17 protein-coding genes and 1 pseudogene are annotated in these 21,397 nt (G+C 68.1%); 3 read left to right on the forward strand and 15 right to left on the reverse strand.

Annotated features, from left to right (window positions below):
• Window positions 1-76: 76 nt before the first annotated feature.
• The 8 genes from ACHMXA_RS26145 to ACHMXA_RS26180 form a co-directional block, all read right to left on the reverse strand.
• Window positions 77-1,474: a heavy metal sensor histidine kinase gene (locus tag ACHMXA_RS26145; RefSeq protein WP_395316913.1), complete on the reverse strand. Its 1,398-nt coding sequence runs from the start codon at window positions 1,472-1,474 to the stop codon at window positions 77-79.
• Window positions 1,471-2,166: a heavy metal response regulator transcription factor gene (locus ACHMXA_RS26150; protein WP_395316914.1), complete on the reverse strand. Its 696-nt coding sequence runs from the start codon at window positions 2,164-2,166 to the stop codon at window positions 1,471-1,473. Before ACHMXA_RS26150 ends, ACHMXA_RS26145 begins: the two co-directional genes overlap by 4 nt.
• A gap of 53 nt (window positions 2,167-2,219) precedes the next feature.
• Window positions 2,220-5,393: an efflux RND transporter permease subunit gene (locus ACHMXA_RS26155; RefSeq protein WP_395316915.1), complete on the reverse strand. Its 3,174-nt coding sequence runs from the start codon at window positions 5,391-5,393 to the stop codon at window positions 2,220-2,222.
• Window positions 5,390-6,610 (reverse strand): efflux RND transporter periplasmic adaptor subunit, encoded by a 1,221-nt coding sequence (locus tag ACHMXA_RS26160; RefSeq protein ID WP_395316916.1) that lies wholly within the window; start codon window positions 6,608-6,610, stop codon window positions 5,390-5,392. Before ACHMXA_RS26160 ends, ACHMXA_RS26155 begins: the two co-directional genes overlap by 4 nt.
• A gap of 4 nt (window positions 6,611-6,614) precedes the next feature.
• Window positions 6,615-8,102 (reverse strand): efflux transporter outer membrane subunit, encoded by a 1,488-nt coding sequence (locus ACHMXA_RS26165; protein ID WP_395316917.1) that lies wholly within the window; start codon window positions 8,100-8,102, stop codon window positions 6,615-6,617.
• Window positions 8,103-8,300: 198 nt separating this feature from the next.
• On the reverse strand, window positions 8,301-9,311 hold the full coding sequence (locus ACHMXA_RS26170) for an aldo/keto reductase (protein ID WP_395316918.1): 1,011 nt from the start codon (window positions 9,309-9,311) through the stop codon (window positions 8,301-8,303).
• 101 nt (window positions 9,312-9,412) lie between these two features.
• Window positions 9,413-10,978 carry an alkaline phosphatase D family protein gene (locus ACHMXA_RS26175; protein WP_395316919.1) on the reverse strand — a complete coding sequence of 522 codons (1,566 nt, stop codon included), beginning with the start codon at window positions 10,976-10,978 and terminating at the stop codon, window positions 9,413-9,415.
• Between the two features lie 71 nt (window positions 10,979-11,049).
• Entirely contained in the window at window positions 11,050-12,318 is a 1,269-nt protein-coding gene (locus ACHMXA_RS26180; RefSeq protein WP_395316920.1) for a plastocyanin/azurin family copper-binding protein, read from the reverse strand.
• Here ACHMXA_RS26180 and ACHMXA_RS26185 point away from each other — a divergent pair.
• Genes ACHMXA_RS26185 through ACHMXA_RS26195 form a run of 3 tightly spaced genes read left to right on the forward strand, consistent with a single transcriptional unit; the run spans window position 12,308 to window position 13,717 of the window.
• Window positions 12,308-12,433 carry a hypothetical protein gene (locus ACHMXA_RS26185; protein WP_395316921.1) on the forward strand — a complete coding sequence of 42 codons (126 nt, stop codon included), beginning with the start codon at window positions 12,308-12,310 and terminating at the stop codon, window positions 12,431-12,433. The genes ACHMXA_RS26180 and ACHMXA_RS26185 overlap by 11 nt on opposite strands.
• Before the next feature lie 38 nt (window positions 12,434-12,471).
• Window positions 12,472-13,047, forward strand: a complete 576-nt coding sequence (locus ACHMXA_RS26190) for a sigma-70 family RNA polymerase sigma factor (RefSeq protein ID WP_395316922.1) — start codon at window positions 12,472-12,474, stop codon at window positions 13,045-13,047.
• The gene (locus tag ACHMXA_RS26195) at window positions 13,034-13,717 is read left to right on the forward strand and encodes an anti-sigma factor family protein (RefSeq protein WP_395316923.1); all 684 of its coding nucleotides are present in this window, start codon (window positions 13,034-13,036) and stop codon (window positions 13,715-13,717) included. The genes ACHMXA_RS26190 and ACHMXA_RS26195 overlap by 14 nt, the downstream gene beginning before the upstream one ends.
• Window positions 13,718-13,721: 4 nt before the next feature.
• On the opposite strand, the gene ACHMXA_RS26200 is transcribed toward ACHMXA_RS26195, so the two are convergent.
• From ACHMXA_RS26200 to ACHMXA_RS26230, 7 genes and pseudogenes are all read right to left on the reverse strand, one after another.
• The gene (locus ACHMXA_RS26200) at window positions 13,722-14,930 is read right to left on the reverse strand and encodes an MFS transporter (protein ID WP_395321377.1); all 1,209 of its coding nucleotides are present in this window, start codon (window positions 14,928-14,930) and stop codon (window positions 13,722-13,724) included.
• A gap of 174 nt (window positions 14,931-15,104) precedes the next feature.
• Complete coding sequence (urtE, locus tag ACHMXA_RS26205; protein ID WP_395316924.1) at window positions 15,105-15,797, reverse strand: urea ABC transporter ATP-binding subunit UrtE; 693 nt, start codon at window positions 15,795-15,797, stop codon at window positions 15,105-15,107.
• A gap of 11 nt (window positions 15,798-15,808) precedes the next feature.
• Window positions 15,809-16,688: pseudogene (gene urtD, locus ACHMXA_RS26210) on the reverse strand (urea ABC transporter ATP-binding protein UrtD).
• A complete protein-coding gene (gene urtC / locus ACHMXA_RS26215; RefSeq protein WP_395316925.1) occupies window positions 16,685-17,911 on the reverse strand; it encodes an urea ABC transporter permease subunit UrtC in 1,227 nt (408 codons plus the stop codon). Before urtC ends, urtD begins: the two are co-directional and overlap by 4 nt.
• Window positions 17,908-19,455 (reverse strand): urea ABC transporter permease subunit UrtB, encoded by a 1,548-nt coding sequence (gene urtB, locus ACHMXA_RS26220; protein WP_395321378.1) that lies wholly within the window; start codon window positions 19,453-19,455, stop codon window positions 17,908-17,910. Before urtB ends, urtC begins: the two co-directional genes overlap by 4 nt.
• 183 nt (window positions 19,456-19,638) lie before the next feature.
• A complete protein-coding gene (gene urtA, locus ACHMXA_RS26225) occupies window positions 19,639-20,907 on the reverse strand; it encodes an urea ABC transporter substrate-binding protein (RefSeq protein ID WP_019657838.1) in 1,269 nt (422 codons plus the stop codon).
• Window positions 20,908-21,022: 115 nt separating this feature from the next.
• Window positions 21,023-21,343: a nucleotide pyrophosphohydrolase gene (locus ACHMXA_RS26230; protein WP_395321380.1), complete on the reverse strand. Its 321-nt coding sequence runs from the start codon at window positions 21,341-21,343 to the stop codon at window positions 21,023-21,025.
• Window positions 21,344-21,397: the final 54 nt, after the last annotated feature.

Consider the following 21,397-nt stretch of genomic DNA (forward strand, 5'->3'; position numbering starts at 1 on the left):
CATGCCGGCAGCGATTCTCCGGCATGGCCCAAGAACGTACCGGGCACAGGCCATTGCCTGGCGCCTTCAGCCATCGTCAGCCGGTGGCTTTCTCGGGGGAGCGCGCTACGCTGAAGCCGAAGGTATTCAGGCCCCCTTCGCTCGATGCAGAGACCTGCCCGCCATGCATGCTCGCCACCGCCTTCACGATGGCCAGGCCCAACCCATGGCCGTGGTGCTCGCCCCCGTCGTTGCGCGCCTCGTCGACGCGGTAGAACCGGTCGAACAAATGCTGCAGATGCTGCGCGTCGATGGGCTCGCCGGGATTCGACACGGTGATCCAGGTGGCGGCGGCTTCCTCGCGCAGCCTCACGGCGATCTGCGCGCCGGGCTTCGAGTGCTCGATGGCGTTCTGCAGCAGGTTCGACATCGCGCGGCGGAAGAGCGCGCTCTCCAGCCGGGCCTCGGCCTGCACGTCGCCCTCGATGACGACCTGGGCACGCGTCTCGTCGAGCACGAACTCGAAGAACTCGATGGTCTTGCGCACCTCCAGCGCCACGGGCGTGAGCACCAGCCCGGTCGCCACCTCGCCGCGGTCGGCGCGCGCGAGAAAGAGCATGTCGTTGACGATGGAGCGCACCCGCTCCAGGTCTTCGAGATTGGCCTGCAGCACCTCCTGGAACTCGCCCGCGCTGCGCTGGCGCGACAGCGCCACCTGCGTGCTGCCGATGAGGTTGGCCAGCGGCGTGCGCAGCTCGTGCGCCACGTCGGCGTTGAAGGCTTCGAGCTGGCCGTAAGCCTCCTCCAGCCGGCTCAGCGCGCCGTTGAACGCTTCGGCCAGCGCCGAGAGTTCGACCGGCAGACGCTCCACCTGCAGCCGCTGCGAAAGCGTCTTGGGCCGCAGCGCCTGTGCCTCCCTCGACAGCCGCTCCAGCGGCCGCAGCCCCAGCTGCGCGATCCAGTAGCCCGCCGCGGCCACCACCAGCACCGCGCACAGCCCGAGCCCGACCAGCGCGGTCAGGAAGTTCCGGCGCGTGCGCGCATAGGGCTCGGTGTTGCGCCCGACGATGAGCCGCACGGCCGGACGCTGCTCGTAGGGATCGATGTGCACCGACAGGGTACGGAAGGGCCGCTCCTGCCCTGGCAGCTCGATCACGCTGGTGTGTCCGTTGGCCTGGCGCGTGAGGCCGTCGATCTCGGCCAGGCCCTTGCCGTACTGGAAGCGCGGGTCGTCGCTGAGAACCCAGAAGCGCACGCTGCCGTCCTCGGGCGTGAGCGCGTCCATGCGCGCCTGCACGCGCGGCCAGCGCTCGGGGCTGCCGATGGCCTTGATCCAGAACTGCAGGCTCTTGAGGGTGGTGTCGAGCTCCTCGTACTGATGCCGCTCCAGCTCGCGCGCCAGCACGTTGTGCAGCGCGAAGCCGGCCAGCGCGAAGGTCGCGAGCGCCACCGCCGCGAACATCAGCACCAGCCGCGCGGTGATGGAGCGCTTCACGGGGCTGCGCCCTCCCCTGCTCCCTCGCGCAGTTCCATCACATAGCCCATGCCCCGGATGGTGTGCAGCAGCTTGGGGCTGAAGGGCGCGTCGATCTTGTCGCGCAGCCGCTTGATGGCCACCTCGACCACGTTGGTGTTGCTGTCGAAGTTCATGTCCCACACCAGCTCGGCGATGGCGGTCTTCGAGAGGATCTCGCCCTGGCGGCGCGCCAGCACGGCCAGCAGCGCGAACTCCTTGGCGGTGAGGTCGATGCGGGTGCTGCCTCTGAAGGCCTTGCGCGCCAGCAGGTCGATCTGCAGGTCTGCAATGCGCAGCTGCATCGGCTCCTGCTTGCGGCCGCGGCGGTTGAGCGCCTGCAGCCGCGCCAGCAGCTCGAGAAAGGAGAAGGGCTTGACGAGGTAGTCGTCGGCCCCTTCGTGCAGGCCCTTGATGCGGTCTTCGACGCGGTCGCGCGCGGTCAGCATGATGACCGGCGTCTGCTTCACGGCGCGCAGCGCGCGCAGTACCGAGAAGCCGTCCTGCCCAGGCAGCATCACGTCGAGCACGATCACGTCGTAGTCGTGCGTGAGCGCGAGGTGCTGGCCGTCGATGCCGTTGTGTGCCATGTCGACGGCGCAGCCCTGCTCGGTCAGCCCCTTGGAGAGGTAGTCCGCGGTTCTCAGTTCGTCTTCGACTATCAGGATCTTCATGGCGCTTTCTGCCCTCTTGTCTTTGTCTCCACCCCCGCGATCTCAGCCGGTGTTCATCCGTGCACCTCGGCGGGCACGGGGGCCTTGCCTTGCTTCGCTGCCTTGCGGGCCTTGCGCGCTTCCTTGCGGCGCAGGTACCAGTAGTGGGCGCGGTCGAGGTACAGGTAGACCACCGGGGTCGTGAAGAGGGTGAGCGCCTGCGAGAGTATCAGCCCGCCGACCATCGCGTAGCCCAGCGGCCGGCGCAGCTCGGAGCCGGAGCCGTGGCCCAGCATCAGCGGCAGGCCCGAGAGCAACGCGCACATGGTGGTCATCATGATCGGGCGGAAGCGCAGCAGGCAGGCCTGGTAGATGGCGTCGTGCGGCGTCATGCCCTGCTCGCGCTCGGCCTTGAGCGCGAAGTCGATCATCATGATGCCGTTCTTCTTCACGATGCCGATGAGCAGGATGATGCCGATCAGCGCGATCACACTCAGGTCGTAGCCGCCCGCCATCAAGATGAGCAGCGCGCCCACGCCGGCCGAGGGCAGCGTCGAGAGAATGGTCAGCGGGTGTATGTAGCTTTCATAAAGCAGGCCCAGCACGATGTACACCGCCACCAGCGCCGCCGCGATCAGGTAGGGCTGCGAGGCCAGCGAATCCTGGAAGGCCTGCGCCGTGCCCTGGAACGAGCCGGTGAGCGACTGCGGCAGCCCCATGTCGGCCTGTGCCTTGTTGATGGCGTTCACCGCGTCGCCCAGCGCGTGGCCCGGCGCGAGGTTGAACGAGATGGTCACGGCCGGGAACTGGCCCTGGTGGCTGATCGAGAGGTAGGCGGTCTTGCTGGTGTCCACCTTCACGAAGGTCGACAGCGGCACCTGCTGGCCGGTGATGGGCGAGTTCAGGTACAGCTTGCTGAAGAGCGCCGGGTCTTGCTGCAGTGCGGGCGTCACCTCCAGCACCACGTGGTAGCTGTTGAGCTGGGTGAAGTACTGCGCCACCTGGCGCTGGCCGATGGCGTCGTACAGCGTGGCGTCGATGGTGGCCGGCGAGATGCCAAAGCTCGATGCGCGGTCGCGGTCGATGGTGAGCACGGCCGAGGCGGCGGCGTTCTGCTGGTCGGTGGCCAGGTCGGTGATTTCGGGCAGCTGCTTGAAGCGCTCCAGCAGCTTCGGCGCCCAGGTGTTGAGCTCGTCGAGGTTGGCGTCGGTCACCGTGTACTGGTACTGGGTGCGTGATGCGCGGCCGCCCACTCGGATGTCCTGTCCGGCCTGCAGGAACAGGTTCACGCCCTGCACCTTGGCCAGCTGCGGGCGCAGCCGCGCGATGATCTCGTCGGCGGTGGCGGTACGGCCCTCGTCCTTGGGCTTCAGGCTGATGTAGAAGTTGCCGGTGTTGTAGGTGGAGGAGCTGCCGTTCATGCCGAAGCCGGTCACGTCCGGGTCCTTGCGCACCACGTCGGCCAGCTCGACCATGCGGGCGTTCATCGACGCGAAGGAAGCGTCCTGCGCCGATTCGGCGAAGCCCGAGATGAAGCCCGTGTCCTGCTGCGGGAAGAAGCCCTTGGGAATGAACACGAACAGCACGCCCGTGGCCGCCACCGTGGCGATGAAGGTCATGAGCGTGATGAACTGGTGGTCGAGCACCACGTGCAGTCCGCGCTTGTAGGCGCCGAGCATGGCGTCGAAGCCACGCTCGAAGAGCTGGTAGAGCCGCCCGTGCTTGCTGCCGTGCTCGTTCTTCAGAAAGCGCGAGCACAGCATGGGCGTGAGCGTGAGCGAGATCACCACGCTGACCACGATGGTGAGCGTGACCGTCACCGCGAACTCGCGGAACAGCCGCCCCACGATGCCGCCCATGAGCAGCAGCGGAATGAACACCGCCACCAGCGACACCGAGATCGAGATGATGGTGAAGCCGATCTCGCCCGCTCCCTTGTACGCGGCCTCGACCGCCGACATGCCCTCTTCCACGTAGCGGTAGATGTTCTCCAGCATCACGATGGCGTCGTCCACCACGAAGCCGACGGCGATAGTCAGCGCCATGAGCGAGAGGTTGTCGAGGCTGTAGCCCAGCAGGTACATCACCGCCACCGTGCCCAGCAGCGCGAGCGGCACCGTCACGCTCGGGATGAGCGTGGCCGGCACGTTGCGCAGGAACACGAAGATCACGGCCACCACCAGCGCGATGGTCAAGAGCAGCGTGAACTCCACGTCCTTCACCGAGGCGCGGATGGTCTGGGTGCGGTCGATGATGGCGTTGACCTCCACCGTCGGCGGGATCGATGCCTTCAGCCGTGGCAGCGCGGCGTTGATGCGGTCCACCGTTTCGATCACGTTGGCGCCCGGCTGCTTGGTGATTGCCAGCACGATGGAGCGGCCGTTCTGCACGCTGCTGCCCTCGGGCGCGGCGGCGCCAGCGTAGGCCCAGCCGGCGATCTTGGCGTTCTCGGGGCCGTCCACCGCCACGCCCAGGTCGCTCACGCGGATGGGCGCGCCGTTGCGGTAGGCCAGCACCACGTCGTTCCAGGGCTTGGCCTTCAGCAGCTGGTCATTGGTGTAAACGGTGAAGCTCTGGTTGGGCCCGTCGATGGTGCCCTTGGGCGCGTTGACGGTGGCCGATGAGAGCACGGTGCGCACGTCTTCCAGGCCCAGGCCCAGCGCCGCGAGCTTGGCCGGATCGAGCTGCACCCGCACTGCCGGCTTCTGCACGCCGCCGATGTTGACGAGGCCCACGCCCGATATCTGCGAGATCTGCTGCGCGAGGATGTTGTCGGCGTAGTCGTTTACCTCGGTCAGCGGCAGCGTCTTCGACTGCACCGCGAGGATGAGGATGGGCGAGTCGGCCGGGTTGACCTTGCGGAAGGTGGGCGGGCTCGGCAGGTTGGCAGGCAGCTGGCCGGTCGATGCGTTGATGGCGGCCTGCACGTCGAGCGCGGCGGCGTCGATGCTGCGGTCGAGGTCGAACTGCAGCGTGATCTGCGTGGAGCCCAGGCCGCTGGTGGAGGTCATCTGCGAGAGGCCCGCGATCAGCGAGAACTGCCGCTCCAGCGGCTGCGCCACGTTCGAGGCCATGGTCTCCGGGCTTGCACCCGGCAGGCTGGCCGAGACCTGGATCGTCGGAAAGTCGACCTGCGGCAGCGGCGCCACCGGCAGCAGCGGAAACACCGCCGCGCCAACCAGCAGGATGGCCAGCGCCAGCAGCGTGGTGCCGATGGGGCGCTTGATGAATGCGGCGGAGATGCTCAATTGCTGCTCCCGCTGGCAACCTTCTTGCCGTTGGCGTTCTTCGCGGCGGCGGCTGGCGGCGGCTCGACGATGGTGGCGCCGGGCTTGAGCTTGTACTGCCCGTCGATCACCACGCGCTGGCCGGCCTCCAGGCCCTGATCGATCACGGCCGTGCCGTCGGCGATCTGCACCACATGCACCGGCACGTTGGCGACCTTGTTCTCAGCATCGACGGCCCAGACGTAGGTGCTGTCCTGGCCGCGCTGCACCGCGGCGGCGGGCAGCGTGAGCGAGTCGGCCCGGCGGTCGAGCTGCAGCCGCACGTTGACGAACTGGCCCGGCCACAGCGTGTGCTGCGGATTGGCGAAGCTGCCCTTGAGCTGCACAGTGCCGCTGGTGGTGTCGATCTGGTTGTTCAGCAAGATGAGCTTGCCGGTGCCCAGCATCTGCGTGCCGCTGCGGTCGTAGGCCACCACCGAGAGCGGCTGGCTGCTCTGCTGCTGCACGCGGTTGATGTCCTGCACGGCCTCTTCGGGCAGCGTGAACTGCACGGCGATCGGATCGATCTGGTTGATGACGACCAGGCCGTTGGCATCGGCCGCATGGACGATATTGCCCGGGTCCACCAGCCGCGCACCCACCCGGCCGTTCATGGGCGAGGTGATGCGCGTGAAGCTCAGCTGCACCTCGGCGTACTGCACCTGGGCCGCGTCGTTCTGCACGGCGGCTTCGAGCTGGTTGACCAGGGCCTTCTGCGTATCGACCTGCTGCTGCGTAGCCGCGTCTTGCGCGATCAGCGTGGTGTAGCGCTTGAGGTCGGCGCGGGCATTCATCAGCGTGGCCTGGTCCTTGGCCCGCGTCGCCTGCGCCTGCGCGAGCTGGGCCTGCAGCGTGCGCGGGTCGAGCTGGGCGAGCAGCTGGCCGGCCTTCACGTCCTGCCCTTCCACGAAGCCGACCTTGTCGAGCTGGCCGTCGATGCGCGCCTTGACGGTGATGGTCGCCATCGACGCGACGGTACCGATGCCCGAACGGTAGACCTGCACGGTCTGCGGCGTGACGCGCGCGGTGGTCACCTGCACGGGCGGGCTCTTCGGCGCATCGGGCTTGGCTGCGTTGGCCGCGTGGTGGGTCAGCGCCCATGCGCCGCCGCCGAGCACGAGCACCAGGGTGGCGGTAGCGAGCCAGGTGGAGCGTCTCTGGAACAAGGAAGGCGTGGTGGTTTCTGCGGTCGTCGTCATGGCATCAATTCCCGGAAGTCTTCGGTGCGGCATCTGCGGCGGTGCTCCAGCCGCCGCCCGTGGCAGCGATCAGCGAAACGCTGGCCGCCAGCCGGCGGCCGAGCACCTGCGCGGCCGTGCGCTGGTTGGTGAGCGAGAGCGTCTGCGCCGTCACCACGCTGAGGTAGGTGGCGGTGCCGGCGCGGTACTGGCTCAGCGCCAAGCGCTCGGCGAGCTGCGCGGCGCGCACCGCATCGGCCTGCAGCGCCGATTCGTTGTCGAGCACACGCAGGGTGGCGAGGTTGTCTTCCACCTGCTGGAAGCCAGCGAGCACGGTCTGCTTGTATTGCGCGACCGATGCGTCGTAGGCAGCCACCGCCTGGTCGGTGTGGGCCTTGCGCAGGCCGCCGTCGAACACGGTCTGCGCCAGCGCCGCGCCCAGCGACCACACGCGGCTGGGCGTGTTGAACAGCGTGCCCAGCGTGGCCGCGCTGAAGCCGCCGCTCGCGCTGAGCACGATCTGCGGGTAGTAGGCGGCCTTGGCGACGCCGATGTTGGCGTTGGCGGCCTGCACACGGCGCTCTGCGCCGGCGATGTCGGGGCGGCGCTCCAGCAGCTCCGAAGGCAGGCCGGCGGGCGTCACGGGCAACTGCAGGTGCAGCGCGGTGGCGGACGAGAGCGATTCGGCGGTCGGCGGGTTCGACGGTGTTTCGAGCGGCGGCAGCGAGAACGATGCAGGCGCCTGGCCGGTCAGCACTGCAATGGCGTGTTCGAGCTGGCTGCGCTGGGCCTCGAGATCGACCGCCTGCGCCTGCGCGGTCTTGAGCTGGCTCTCGGCCAGCGCCACGTCGGAGCGCAGCACGGTGCCGGCGGCGTACTGGTGCTGCGTGAGCTCGAGCGCCTTGGCGTAGGCGGCGGTGGTGCTGGCGTACAGGTCGCGCTGCAGGTCGATCACGCGGATCTGCAGGTAGTCCTGCGCCAGCGTGGTCTGGATGCTGAGCCGCGCGCCGGCCAGGTCGTCCGCGCTGGCCTGCGCGCCGGCATTGCCGGCCTCGACCGAGCGGCGCACCGCACCCCAGATGTCGGGCTCCCAGCTCGCGGCGAGGCCCAGGGTGTCGGTGGTGCCGAGCTTGACGGTGCCGGTGTTGTTGGTCTGGGCGCGCGTGGCGCCGGCGTTGAGGCCCACAGAGGGAAAGAAGCCCGCACGTGCCGCGGAGGCCAGCGCCTGCGCCTGGCGGTACTGCGCCTCGGCCACGCGGATGTTCTGGTTGGCCGCATTGGCCTGCACGATCAACGCGCTGAGCGTGCTGTCGCCGAAGGCGTCCCACCAGGGATGGTCGGCGTCGATGGTCTGTGGGGCGGCGGTCTTCCAGGGGCCGCCGGTTTCCTTGAAGGCGGCGGGAACGTCCAGCTGCGGGCGGACGTAATCGGGGCCGACGGCGCAGCCCGCGAGGAGCAAGACGGCCAGCGCGAGGGCTGCGCGCGGGAGGGGAGATACGTCGGGAAAGGCCATGATGAGGGCACTCTAGGCACCCCCATCAAACCCCTTGCTGTCGACTAACTGACAGTTTTGACAGTTTCGGTCTTCCTCCCTCCCCCCGCTGGGGGAGGGTTGGGGTGGGGGCACGATGGCGCTCAAGAAAGCGCAGCGCCTGTTCGGAGGCCCGCCCCCATCCCTACCTTCCCCCAGCGGGGGAAGGAGAAAGACCGCTCAGCGCGGTGCGTCGCCCTTGCGGTACTCGGCGGTCAGCTCGTCCAGCTTCTGCTTGAGCGCCGGATCGAGCTTGTATTCAGCCGCCGCGATGGTCGCATCGAGCTGGTCGGGACGGCTGGCGCCGAGCAGCGGCGCGGTGATGAGCGGGTTCGCCATCACCCAGGCCACGGCCAGCGTGGCCAGCGGCACGCCGGCTTCGTCGGCGAGCTTGTGCAGCTGCGTGACGGTGTTGAAGCTGCGTTCGTTCCAGTAGCGGTCTTGATACATGCCGCCTGCGGTGCCGAGGGTGAAGCGGGTGTTCTCCTCGGGCTTGCCGCCGGGCTTGTACTTGCCGGTGAGCAGGCCGCCGGCCAGCGGGTTGTAGGGGATCACGCCCAGGCCCTCTTCTGCGGCCAGCGGCAGCAGCTCCCGCTCGATCTCGCGGAACAGCAGGCTGTAGCGCGGCTGCACCGACACGTAGCGCGTGAGCCTCAGCAGGTCGGACTTGCCCAGTGCGCGGGCCAGGCGGTAGGCCAGGAAGTTCGACACGCCGATGTAGCGCGCGCGGCCCGACTTCACGATGGTGTCGAGCGCCTCCAGGCTCTCTTCGAGCGGCGTCTCGCGGTCGTCCATGTGCAGCTGGTAGAGGTCGACGTGGTCGGTCTTCAGCCGCTTGAGCGACGCGTCGATGGCGTCCAGCAGGTGCTTGCGCGATGCGCCCTGATCCCAGCTGTTGGGGCCGACCTTGTTGACGGCCTTGGTCGCCAGCACGAAACGGCGGCGGCCCGCGGGGCCCTGCTTCTCGAGCCAGTTGCCGATGATCTCCTCGGTGCGGCCCGCCGTCTCGATGGTGCCGCCGAGCGGGTAGACGTCTGCCGTGTCGAGGAAGTTGATGCCGCCTTCGGCCGCCTTGTCGAGGATCTGGTGCGACACGGCCTCGTCGGTCTGCAGGCCGAAGGTCATGGTGCCGAGGGCGAGGCGGGAGACGGTGAGGCCGGTGCGGCCCAGGCGGGTGGAAGGAATGCTCATGGTGTTCGGTTCTCGCTTCAGTGAGGGATGAATGAGATGGGGAGGATGCGGCGGCGGCCATCATAGGCACGGCCGCGCGACCCTGCAGGCGGGTGGGCGTTTCAGCCGGCTTCGGCGTGCACGCCGGGCGCGCCGGGCTCGACCGAGAAGCGCGCCATGGTGCCGACCGGCGAATCGGCCGTCTTCTCGTCTTCCACCGCGCGGAACTCGACCGTGCAGCCGCGCGCATCGAGCGTGGCGAGCGCATAACCGCGCCTGTCGGCCCGGCCATAGCGCAGTTGCGGGTTCTTCGTGAGCATGTTCGCCACGTTGGCGGCACTCGGCCCTTCGGAGGTGATGGCGCCGCCGACGAACTCGGTCGCGACCACCGGGCCCTGCTGCGCGTCGCCGCGCCGCAGGTCGGCGGCCCAGAAGGCGTGCACGTCGCCGCTCGCGACCAGCGCATTGCCGCCGCGCGACTTGTGCTCGGCCAGCGCGTCGAGCAGGCGCGCGCGGGCCGCGGCATAGCCGTCCCAGCCGTCCATCCAGTAGCCGTGCTCGGGGCCGCGCTTGCGGTCGGCCTCGGCCAGCAGCGTGGGCTGGGCGAGCACGGTCCAGCGCGCGGGCGGCGCCGCGAGTTCGCGGGCGAGCCAGGCCTCCTGCTGCGCGCCGAAGAGGCTGCGCCCGGGCGCGAGCCGGTCGGCGCAGTCGGCCAGCGGCGAGGCGCTGCGGCCTGAGAGGCATGCATGGTGCGAGCGGTACTGGCGCCCATCGGTCAGCAGCAGGTCGAGCATGCGGCCGAAGCGGTGGCGGCCGTAGATGAGCGCATCGGGGCCGCGCGGACGCATGCTGGCGGGCACGGGCATGTGCTCGTACCAGGCCTGGTAGGCGGCGGCGCGGATCGCGAGGAACTGCGCAGGGTCGGCCGTGCGCGGCGACTCGTCGTTCGTGTAGTCGTTGGCCACCTCGTGGTCGTCCCAGGTCACGAGCCATGGGAAGGCGGCGTGCGCGGCCTGCAGTTGCGCATCGGCCTTGTAGAGCGCGTAGCGGTCGCGGAACTCGGCGAGCTGCGTCGGAATGCCGCCCTCGTGCCGGCGCACCTGGTGCGATTTGCGGGAGCTTTCGTAGATGTAGTCGCCCAGATGCACCACGAAGTCGAGCGGCTGCGCGGCCATGTCGCGGTAGGCGGCGTAGTAGCCCTGCTCGTAGTGCTGGCAGGAGGCGAAGGCGAAGCGCAGCTGTTGCAGGGCTTCGTCGTCGGCCGGCGTGGTGCGCGTGCGGCCGGCGGGGCTGCGCGCGCCGCCGGCCGTGAAGCGGTACCAGTACCAGCGCGCCTGCGACAGGCCCTGCACCTCGACGTGCACCGAATGCGCGAGCTCCGCCGTCGCGACGGCCCTGCCCTTGGCGACGATGCGCCTGAAGCCCTCGTCGTCGGCGACCTCCCAGTTCACGTCGACGGGCGCATCGCCCATGCCGCCGCCATGCAGCGGCTCGGGCGCGAGCCGCGTCCAGAGCACGAAGCCGTCGGCGCGCGGCACGCCGGAGGCCACGCCCAGCGTGAATGGATAGCGGTCGCCCCATGTCGTACCAGACGGCTGCGCATTCAGCAGCAAGAACGGATGGCCCAGCGATGCGGCCGCGAGGCCGCCGCACAACAGGCGGCGGCGCGAGAGTCTTTCTTCCTTCATCCGGCGCAATGTCGTGCGCTTCGCTCGCTCCTGTCAATCGGGCGGCGCGCAGGTCGATGGCGTGAACCCGACTACGGCCCCACCACCGTGACCCGCGCGGTCATGTACGAATGCACCGAGCAGACGTAGTCGTACACCCCCGGCTTGTCGAAGACGCGGGCGAAGGCCTTGCCAGGCAGCAGCAGGTCGATGCCCGCCGAGCCGTCCTTGAAGGCCAGGCCGTGCGGCGCGCCGTCGTCGTTCTGCCAGCTCACGCGCTGGCCGGCCTTGACGGTGATCTGCGCGGGCTCGAAGGCGAAGTTGCGGATGGTCACGTGCGCCGAGCCGCCGGCGTGCGCGCCGTCCGCAGACGCTGCAGGCGAAGCAGCGGTGGCCGCCGTGCGCTGCAGCGCGATCTTGCGCGGCGCATTGCCCACCTGCACCGTGTGCATCGGCCCGCCCGCGAGGTCGACTACGCTGACGTCGTTGGAGCCTTCGTTGCTCACCCAGAGCTTCCTGCCGTCCGCAGACAGGTCGAGCCAGTGCGGCTGCTTGCCCACGGGGATGCTGCGCACGGCCGTACGCGCGGCGGGGTCGAACAGCATGACTTCGCCGGGCCCCTGCACCACCACCACGCCGCTGGCCATGCCCGCGAAGTGCTGCGCGATGTGCGGCGACACGCCCGTGGGAACCGGCGCGCCCCACTGGTTGTTGGCCGGATCGAGCACCTGCACGGCCGCAAGGCCGGCCAGCGTGAGGTAGAGCGCCTTGCCGTCATGGCTGAACTCGAGGTCGCGCGGCGGCTTGTCGAGCGGGATCTGCGTGACCACGGCGCGCGTCGCCATGTCGATGACTACCAGCGCGAAGTGCCCTGGCTCCTGCGACGCGACGTACGCCTGCCGCCCGTCCGGCCGGATGGCGATGGTGTGCGGCTTGGGCACCGGCACGGTGGCGCTCACGCCATGGGCGGAGGTGTCGACGAAGGCCACGCGGTCGTCGCCGTTGACGGCCACCAGCAGCCACTTGCCGTCGGCCGTCATGGCCAAGCCCTGCGGGCCCTTGCCCACATCGATGGCGCGAGTCACGCGGTCGCCCGCGGTGTCGATCTCGCTCACGGCGGCGGCGCCGGAGCCGCTGACGAACACGCTGCGGCCATCGGGCGTGAGGACGATGCCGTCGGGCCCCGCCGCCACCGGCAGCGTGGCCACGACGCGCTCGGAAGCAGTGTCGATCACGCTGACCGTGCTGTCCTTGAAGTTGCCGACATAGGCCTTGGGACCCGCGGCGAGCGACGGGCCGGCCGAGGCCGCCAGGGCCGCGAAGATGACGAGGATGCGTGCGAAGCCGGGCATGGCGATCATGTTGAAGATCTCCTGGAAGAAGAAAGAAGAAGCAGAATCCGCAGAGGGCATGACGCATGGCATGCCCTGCTTATTCCAGCGGCGCAAAAAGAAAAATCGGAAAGAGCTGGAATAAAACGCCGGACTGCCACGTCATGCAGGAAGAAGGAGCACTTGAGCCTGTCGACCGACCGCACACGCCAGTTCGAAGCCGCCGCGCTGCCGCATCTCGATGCGGCATGGAACCTCGCGCGCTGGCTGCTGCGCGACGACCAGCTGGCCGACGACGCGGTGCAGGAGGCCTACCTGCGCGCGTTCCGCTTCTTCGAGGGCTTGCGCGGCGAGAGCGCGCGGCCGTGGCTGCTGGGCATCGTGCGCAACGCCTGCTACGACTGGATGCGGCAGAACCGGCAGCTGGCCGACCAGGTGGAGTTCGACGAGTTGCGAGACAGCGAGGCGGTTTCAGCGCCCTCCTCGCCCGAAGCCGGCGATCCGGCGCGGCAGTGGGAGCAGCGTGTGCAGGGCGAGCGCGTCAACGCCGCCATCGACGCGCTGCCGCCGGTGTACCGCGAGGTGATCGTGCTGCGCGAGCTGGAGGAACTGCGCTACGAGGACATCGCACGCATCGCGGGCGTGCCGCTGGGCACCGTCATGTCGCGGCTGTCGCGCGCGCGGGCGATGCTGCGCGAGAGCCTGCGCGACGAACGTCCCGGCGATGCGGGAGGAAGGACACGCCATGTCAATGTCTGACGAGGAACTGGGAACGCTGATCCGGCGCCACGCCGTGCGGCACATGCCGCCCGAGGGCCTGGCGGCGCGCATCGCGAATGCGGTCCGCACGGAAGAAGCCGCCGCGCCGGCGCCGACGCCCGCTCCCGCGCGACAAGGCCGCGGGCTGTGGCAGGGGCTGGCATGGTTCGGCACCGGTGCCGCCACGGCCTGGGGCCTAGCGCTCGTGTTGCTGGCGACACCGGCGCCGCCTGCCGACGTGCTCGCCGAAGGCGTCACCGCGAACCATGTGCGCTCGCTGATGGCATCGCACCTGGCCGACGTAGCCTCGTCCGACCATCACACGGTCAAGCCCTGGTTCGCCGGCAAACTCAACTTCTCACCGCCGGTGGTCGACCTCGCCACGGAGGGCTTTGCGCTTGCGGGCGGACGACTCGACTACCTGGACGGGCGCACCGTGGCAGCGCTGGTCTACCGCTCGGGGCCGCACGTGATCAACCTGTTCGTATGGCCGGCACCCGATACAAGAGCGCAGGCGCCGGTGGCTTCGGCGCGGCAGGGCTACCAGCTCGTGCACTGGGCCCAGGGCGGCATGCAGGCCTGGGCGGTGTCGGATCTCAATGCGACGGAGCTGCAGAACTTCGCAGTTCTGCTGCGCGAGCGAACCGCGCCGGCGCCTTCGCCGAAGTAGCGGCTCAGCAGGCGACGGCTGCCGGCCGGCGTGCAGCGGCACGCGCACTCGCCACCGCCCAGCCGAAGATGCCGAGCCCCGCCAGCGCCAGCAGCGCGCCGACCCAGCCGGTCGAAGTCCAGCCCAGGCCTGCCGCGATCGCGACACCGCCGAGCCATGCGCCCAGCGCGTTCGCCATGTTGAACGCCGAGTGGTTGAGCGCAGCGGCGAGCGTCTGCGCGTCGCCCGCCACGTCCATCAGCCGGATCTGCAGCGCCGGGCCGATAGCCACGGTGGTACCGATGAGGAACACGTTGATTGCAGCCGCGACCACGTTGTGGGCCGCGAAGGTGAACACCGCCAGCACCAGCGCCGCGTAGACCATCACGCCGCCGATGGTGCGCATCACCGACTTGTCGGCCAGCCGCGAGCCCACGAGGTTGCCCACCACCATGCCGAGGCCGAAGAGCGCGAGCACGATGGGCACGCCGCCCACCGGCATGCCGGCCACTTCGATCAGCGTGGGCTTGATGTAGCTGAACACCGAGAACATGCCGCCGAAGCCGATGGCGGCGATGCCGAGCGTGAACCACACCTGCTTGCGCTTGAGCGCGCCGAGCTCGCGCCAAGGGCTGGCGCCGGCGGCCGGTGCCATGTCGGGGATGTCGCGGCGAAGCAGCGCGATGGCCACCAGCGCGATGAGGCCCACGAACACGAAGGCCGCACGCCAGCCGAAGAACTGGCCCAGCCACGCCGCGATGGGCACCCCCACCAGCGTGGCGCCGGTGAGCCCCAGCATCACGAGCCCCACGGCACGCGCGCGGCGGCCTGGCGGCGCCAGCGTGGCGGCCACCAGCGCGGCCACGCCGAAGTAGGTGCCGTGCGGCAGGCCGGCGGCGAAGCGCAGCAGGTTCAGCAGCAGGTAATTGGGCGCGATGGCGCTGGCGAAGTTGCCGGCCGCGAACACGGCCATGAGCGCGATCAGCAGCGCGCGGCGGCGCCAGCCGGCGGCCAGCACCGCGAGCACCGGAGCACCGATGACCACGCCGATCGCATAAGCGCTGATGACATGGCCGGCCTGCGGGATGCTCACGCCGATGTCCTTCGCCACCTCGGGCAGCAGGCCCATGATGACGAACTCGCCGGTGCCGATGGCGAAGCCGCCGACGCCGAGCGCGAGCACCGCGCGAAGGAAGTTGGCGGGCGCGCCCGACGGCAGCGTGAAGGAAGAAATGTCTGTGACCGCGCTGTCCTGCGCGGGTGGGGGAGGCGTTCAAGGCCAGGCTCCTGGGAGGGGTGCCCGGCGGCAGCGGGCAAGGCACGATTTTAGGGTAAACCCTGAAACCGCCCGATACGCAGATGCCGAAGACCTTGTACTGGCAGGGCCGCGAAGGCCTCGCCCGTGGGCTCAGATGGCCACCAGCTGCCGCACGCCCTGCGCTTCCATGTCCTTGCCGAGGCCGCGCGCGATGACCTCGCCGCGCTCCATCACGAGGTAGTCGTCCGCCAGCTCCTGGGCGAAGTCGTAGTACTGCTCGCACAGCACGATGGCCATGTCGCCCCGGTCGGCCAGCATGCGGATGACGCGGCCGATGTCCTTGATGATGCTGGGCTGGATGCCCTCGGTGGGCTCGTCGAGGATCAGCAGGCGCGGCTTGGGCGCCAGCGCCCGGGCGATGGCCAGCTGCTGCTGCTGGCCGCCGGAGAGGTCGCCGCCCCTCCTGTTCATCATCTGCTTGAGCACCGGGAACAGCTCGTACAGCTCCGCCGGGATGGGCGTGCCGCCGCTCTTGTAGGCCAGGCCCATGCGCAGGTTCTCCTCGACCGTGAGCCGCGCGAAGATCTCGCGGCCCTGCGGCACGAAGCCGATGCCGGCCCTGGCCCGCTCATACGGCGTGGCCTTGTGGATCGGCTTGCCATCGAGCTCGATGCTGCCGCTCTTGATGGGCACCAGGCCCATGAGCGATTTCAGCAACGTCGTCTTGCCCACGCCGTTGCGGCCCAGCAGCACGGTGACCTTGCCCAGCTTCGCCTCGAAGCTCACGTCTCTGAGGATGTGGGAGCCGCCGTAGTACTGGTGGATGTTCTTGACTGTCAGCATGGTTCGTTCCCTCAGCGGCCCAGGTAGACCTCGATCACCCGCTCGTCGGCCTGCACCTCGTCCAGCGTGCCCTGCGCGAGCACGGAGCCGTCGCACAGCACGGTGACGATTTCGGAGATGGTGCGGATGAAGCTCATGTCGTGCTCCACCACCATCAGCGAGTGCTTGCCCTTGAGCGTGAGGAACAGTTCGGCGGTACGCGCGGTTTCTTCGTCGGTCATGCCGGCCACGGGTTCGTCGAGCAGCAGCAGCTTCGGGGTCCTGCATCAGCAGCATGCCGATTTCCAGCCACTGCTTCTGTCCGTGGCTCAGGTTGCCGGCCAGGCGCGAGACGCTGTCGGCCAGGTGGATGGTTTCGAGCACTTCGGCCAGGCGGTCGCTCTGCGCGGAGTCGAGCCTGAAGAGCATCGACGAACGCACGCCTTTGTCGGTCTTCAGCGCCAGTTCGAGGTTCTCGAACACCGTCAGGTGCTCGAACACCGTCGGCTTCTGGAACTTGCGGCCGATGCCCAGCTGAGCGATCTCGGCCTCGCGGTGGCGCAGCAGGTCGATGGTGCTGCCGAAGAACACGGTGCCTTCGTCGGGCCGGGTCTTGCCGGTGATGATGTCCATCATCGTCGTCTTGCCGGCGCCATTCGGGCCGATGATGCAGCGCAGCTCGCCCGGCGCGATGTCCAGCGACAGCTTGTTGATGGCCTTGAAGCCGTCGAAGCTCACGCTCACGTCTTCGAGGTAGAGGATGCGGCCGTGCGTGACGTCGACTTCGCCCGGCGTGACGTGGCGGCCGAAGTCGGCGGCGCGGCCACCCGATTCGGTGCTGCCGCTCACGTAGTGGATGCCGCTGGCGCGTGCGGCGCGCTCGGCGCCTGCTTCCATCAGGTCGGGCGTCATGCGCGTGCTCCCTTCGCGTCCACCGGCAGCGACGCCAGCGCATCGGGCTCGACGCCCTGCTCCGCCGCGACGGCGCGGCGTGCCTCCTGCACCGGTTCAGGCTGCGACTTCTCTTCTTCCTTCTTCTCCCTGGAGAGCCACTTGCGAACCAGCCCCACGATGCCGTTCGGCAGGAACAGCGTGACAGCAATGAACAACGCCCCCAGGAAGTACAGCCAGTATTCCGGATAGGCCACCGTGAGCCAGCTCTTCGCGCCGTTGACGATGAAGGCACCGATGATCGGCCCGATCAGCGTGGCGCGGCCGCCCACCGCCGCCCAGATGGCGATCTCGATAGAGTTGGCAGCACTCATCTCGCCCGGGTTGATGATGCCGACCTGCGGCACGTACAGCGCGCCGGCCACGCCGCACATGACGGCCGAGATCACCCAGATCGTGAGCTTGTAGGGCAGCGGGTTGTAGCCCGAGAACATCACGCGCGTCTCGGCGTCGCGGATGGCCTGCAGCACGCGGCCGAACTTGCTGCCGATGAGCCACTTCGCGAACAGGAAGAAGCCCAGCAGCGTGGCTCCCGTGAGCGCGAAGAGCGTCATGCGCATCTCCTGCGTGGCGATCGGGATGCCCAGGATGCGCTTGAAGTCGGTGAAGCCGTTGTTGCCGCCGAAGCCCGTCTCGTTGCGGAAGAACAGCAGCATGGCCGCGAAGGTCATCGCCTGCGTGATGATCGAGAAGTACACGCCCTTGATGCGCGAGCGGAAGGCGAAGAAGCCGAACACGAAGGCGATGAGGCCAGGCACCGCGACGATCAGCACCAGCGTGGCGATGAAGCTGTCGCTGAAGGTCCAGTGCCAGGGCAGCGTCTTCCAGTCGAGGAACACCATGAAGTCGGGCAGGTCGCTCTTGTAGTTGCCGTCGCGGCCGATCTGGCGCATGAGGTACATGCCCATCATGTAGCCGCCCAGTGCGAAGAACAGGCCGTGGCCCAGCGAGAGGATGCCGGTGTAGCCCCAGATCAGGTCCATGGCCAGCGCGCAGATCGCGTAGCACATGATCTTGCCGACCAGCGCCACCGCGTAGTCGCTCATGTGCAGCGGGCTGTCCACAGGCACCCACATGTTGAGAACGGGCGCCACTGCGCACACGATGATGAGCGCGACGAAGAAGGCCGTCCAGCCCTTGCCGCTCAGCAGCGGCCCCTTGGTTGGCAACGTTACCTTGCTCATGCCTCAGCGCTCCGGCCTTTCATTGCGAAGATACCCTGCGGGCGCTTCTGGATGAAGATGATGATGAAGACAAGCACCGCGATCTTCGCGAGCACAGCGCCTGCCCAGCCTTCGATGAACTTGTTGAGAATGCCCAGCCCCAGCGCCGCGTACACGGTGCCCGCGAGCTGGCCGACGCCGCCCATCACGACCACCATGAAGCTGTCGACGATGTAGCTCTGGCCCAGGTCGGGGCCGACGTTGCCGATCTGGCTCAGCGCACAGCCGGCCAGGCCCGCGATGCCGGAGCCGAGCGCGAAGGCATAGGTGTCGATGCGCGCGGTGTTCACGCCCATGCACGAGGCGATCGGCCGATTCTGCGTAACGCCGCGCACGAACAGACCCAGGCGCGTGCGGCCGATGAGCCAGCCCATCGCCAGCAACACCAGGGCGGCGAAGATGATGATGCAGATGCGGTTCCACGGCAGCGTGACGTTGCTCAGCATGGTGAAGCCGCCGCTCATCCAGCCGGGGTTCTCGACGCCGACGTTCTGCGCGCCGAAGATGGAGCGCACCAGCTGCTGCAGCATCAGGCTGATGCCCCAGGTGGCGAGCAGCGTCTCGAGCGGGCGGCCGTAGAGGAAGCGGATCACGCCGCGCTCCAGCACTGCGCCCACCAGCGCCGATGCCATGAAGGAAACGGGAATGGCGGCCACCAGGTACCAGCCGAACGCCGCCTCGGGCATGTACTTCTGGAAGATGCCCTGCATCACGTAGGTGGCGTAGGCGCCGATCATCATCAGTTCGCCATGGGCCATGTTGATGACGCCCATCAGCCCGTAGGTGATGGCAAGGCCCAGCGCGGCCAGCAGCAGCACGGAGCCCAGGCTGATGCCGCTGAACACGGCGTTGATGCGGTCGCCCCACACCAGCGCGCCGTCGATGCTCGCGATGGAGGCGACGATGGCGGCCTTGACGTCCGCCTCGGTCTCGTCGGAAAGGCGCTGGTTGAGCAGCAGCTTGGTGTCGGGGTTGCGGTTGTAGCCGAGCTCCTTGGCGGCGACGAGACGCTTGGCCTTGTCGGCGCTGGTGAGCATGCTGGCGGCGCGCACCAGCTCGAGCTGCGCCTTGATCTTGGGGTTGGTCTCGGCGGCCAGCGCCTTCTCGACCATGGGCACGCGCGATTCGTCGGGCTCCTTGAAGAGCGCCTGCGCGGCTTCGGCGCGCACCGCGTCGTCCTTGCTCGTGAGCTTGAGCGCGGCCTGCGCGGCATCGAGCGCGCCGCGCATGAGGTTGTTGTTGACGACGTCCTCGGCGGTGTCGGGCACCTTCAGCTCGGCGCCGGTCACCGGGTCGTAGCCTTTGTCGTCCTTCATCACGAAGACCTTGTCTTCGGTGTACTTGACCGCGTCGTCGGACATGGCCTGGATGAATGCTGCCGTCTTCTCGTCGGCCGTGAGCACGGCCTTGTTGAGCGCGGCGATGCGGGCTTCGGAATCGCCGGAGGCGATGGCCCGGGCTTCGTCGGCGGTCAGCGCGTGGGCGGCCGATGCCATCAGCAGCATGGAGGCCAGTGCGCATTGAAGGGTTCGTCGAAGCATCATGAGACTGGAAGTTGGATTGGCTCCCTCCCCTTCCGGGGGAGGGTTGGGGTGGGGGCACTCGGCGCCTGAACAAGCGCAGTGCTCGGATCGACCGCCGTCAGCCCCCACCCCTGCCCTCCCCCAGCGGGGGAGGGAGAAACACACTTACATTGATTTGCCAGCGGGGTAGTCCGGCTTCTTGTCGTTGCCTTCGATGTACGGGCTCCACGGCTTGGCCTTGACCGGGCCCGGCGTCTTCCACACCACGTTGAACTGGCCGTCGGCCTTGATCTCGCCGATGAACACGCTCTTGTGCAGGTGGTGGTTCTTCTCGTCCATCTTCGAGACGATGCCCGAGGGAGCGGTGAAGGTCTGGCCGGCCATGGCGGCGATCACCTTGTCGGTGTCCGTGCTCTTGGCCTTCTCGACCGCCTGCTTCCACATGTGGATGCCGATCCAGGTGGCTTCCATCGGGTCGTTGGTGAGCGGCTTGTCCTTGTGGCCGGCGATGTTCTTGGCCTTGGCGTATTCGCTCCACTGCTTGATGAAGGCGGTGTTGGTCGGGTTCTTGATCGACATGAAGTAGTTCCATGCGGCCAGGTGGCCCACCAGCGGCTTGGTGTCGACGCCGCGCAGTTCTTCCTCGCCCACCGAGAAGGCGACCACCGGCACGTCCTTGGCCTTCAGGCCGGCGTTGCCGAGTTCCTTGTAGAAGGGCACGTTGGAGTCGCCGTTGATGGTCGAGACCACGGCCGTCTTGCCGCCTGCCGAGAACTTCTTGATGTCGGCCACGATGGTCTGGTAGTCGCTGTGGCCGAAGGGGGTGTACTTCTCGTCGATGTCCGATTCCTTCACGCCCTTGCTCTTGAGGTAGGCGCGCAGGATCTTATTGGTGGTGCGGGGGTAGACGTAGTCGGTGCCCAGCAGCACCCAGCGCTTGGCGCCGCCGCCTTCCTTGCTCATCAGGTAGTCGACGGCCGGAATGGCCTGCTGGTTGGGCGCTGCGCCCGTGTAGAACACGTTCTTCGAGAGCTCTTCACCCTCGTACTGCACGGGGTAGAACAGCAGGCCGTTCATTTCCTCGACCACCGGCAGCACCGACTTGCGCGACACCGAGGTCCAGCAGCCGAAGATGACCGACACCTTGTCCTGGCCGAGCAGCTGCTTGGTCTTCTCGGCGAACAGCGGCCAGTTGGAGGCCGGGTCGACCACCACAGGCTCGAGCTGCTTGCCCAGCACGCCGCCCTTCTTGTTGATGTCGTCGATCGCCATCAGCACCGTGTCCTTCAACACGGTTTCCGAGATGGCCATCGTGCCCGACAGCGAGTGCAGCACGCCGACCTTGATGGTGTCGGCGGCGAATGCGGGCGCAGCAGAAATGCTGGCCAGCGCGACGGCGGCGGTGAGCGCCTTGAGGGTGAAACGACGTTGCATGTTGACTCCTGCTCCGGGGTGGTTGAACCTTTTCGACAGCCTTGGCTGGCGTGGGAGGGAGTCTGCGGAATGCACCACAAAGGGGAAATACGCCGGGTGGCGTACACGGATGTACTCAGGAGGGCGGCACAGGGTACTTGCGGGCGTTGACAAGCATCTTGCTCCGCGCCGCCTCGATCACATCGATGCCGAGCTTTTCGGCAAGCTGAAGCAGGTAGAGGAAGACGTCGGCGATCTCGGTGCCGATCTCTGCGCGCTTGTCCGCCGGCAGGTCGCGGCTCTGGGCTTCGGTGAGCCACTGGAAGTGTTCGAGCAGCTCGGCGGCCTCTACGGAGAGCGCGGAGGCAAGGTTCTTGGGGGAGTGGAACTGCTCCCAGTCGCGGGCCTGGGCGAAGTCGCGCAGGGCCTGGGTGAGCGATTGAAGATCGTTGGTCATGCCGGTCATGGAACATCGGGTTGAAAACCCATTTTGGGCATTAAAATGCCCAAA

This window comes from Variovorax sp. UC74_104, from assembly GCF_044055375.1.
Classification (GTDB): Bacteria; Pseudomonadota; Gammaproteobacteria; order Burkholderiales; family Burkholderiaceae_C; genus Variovorax.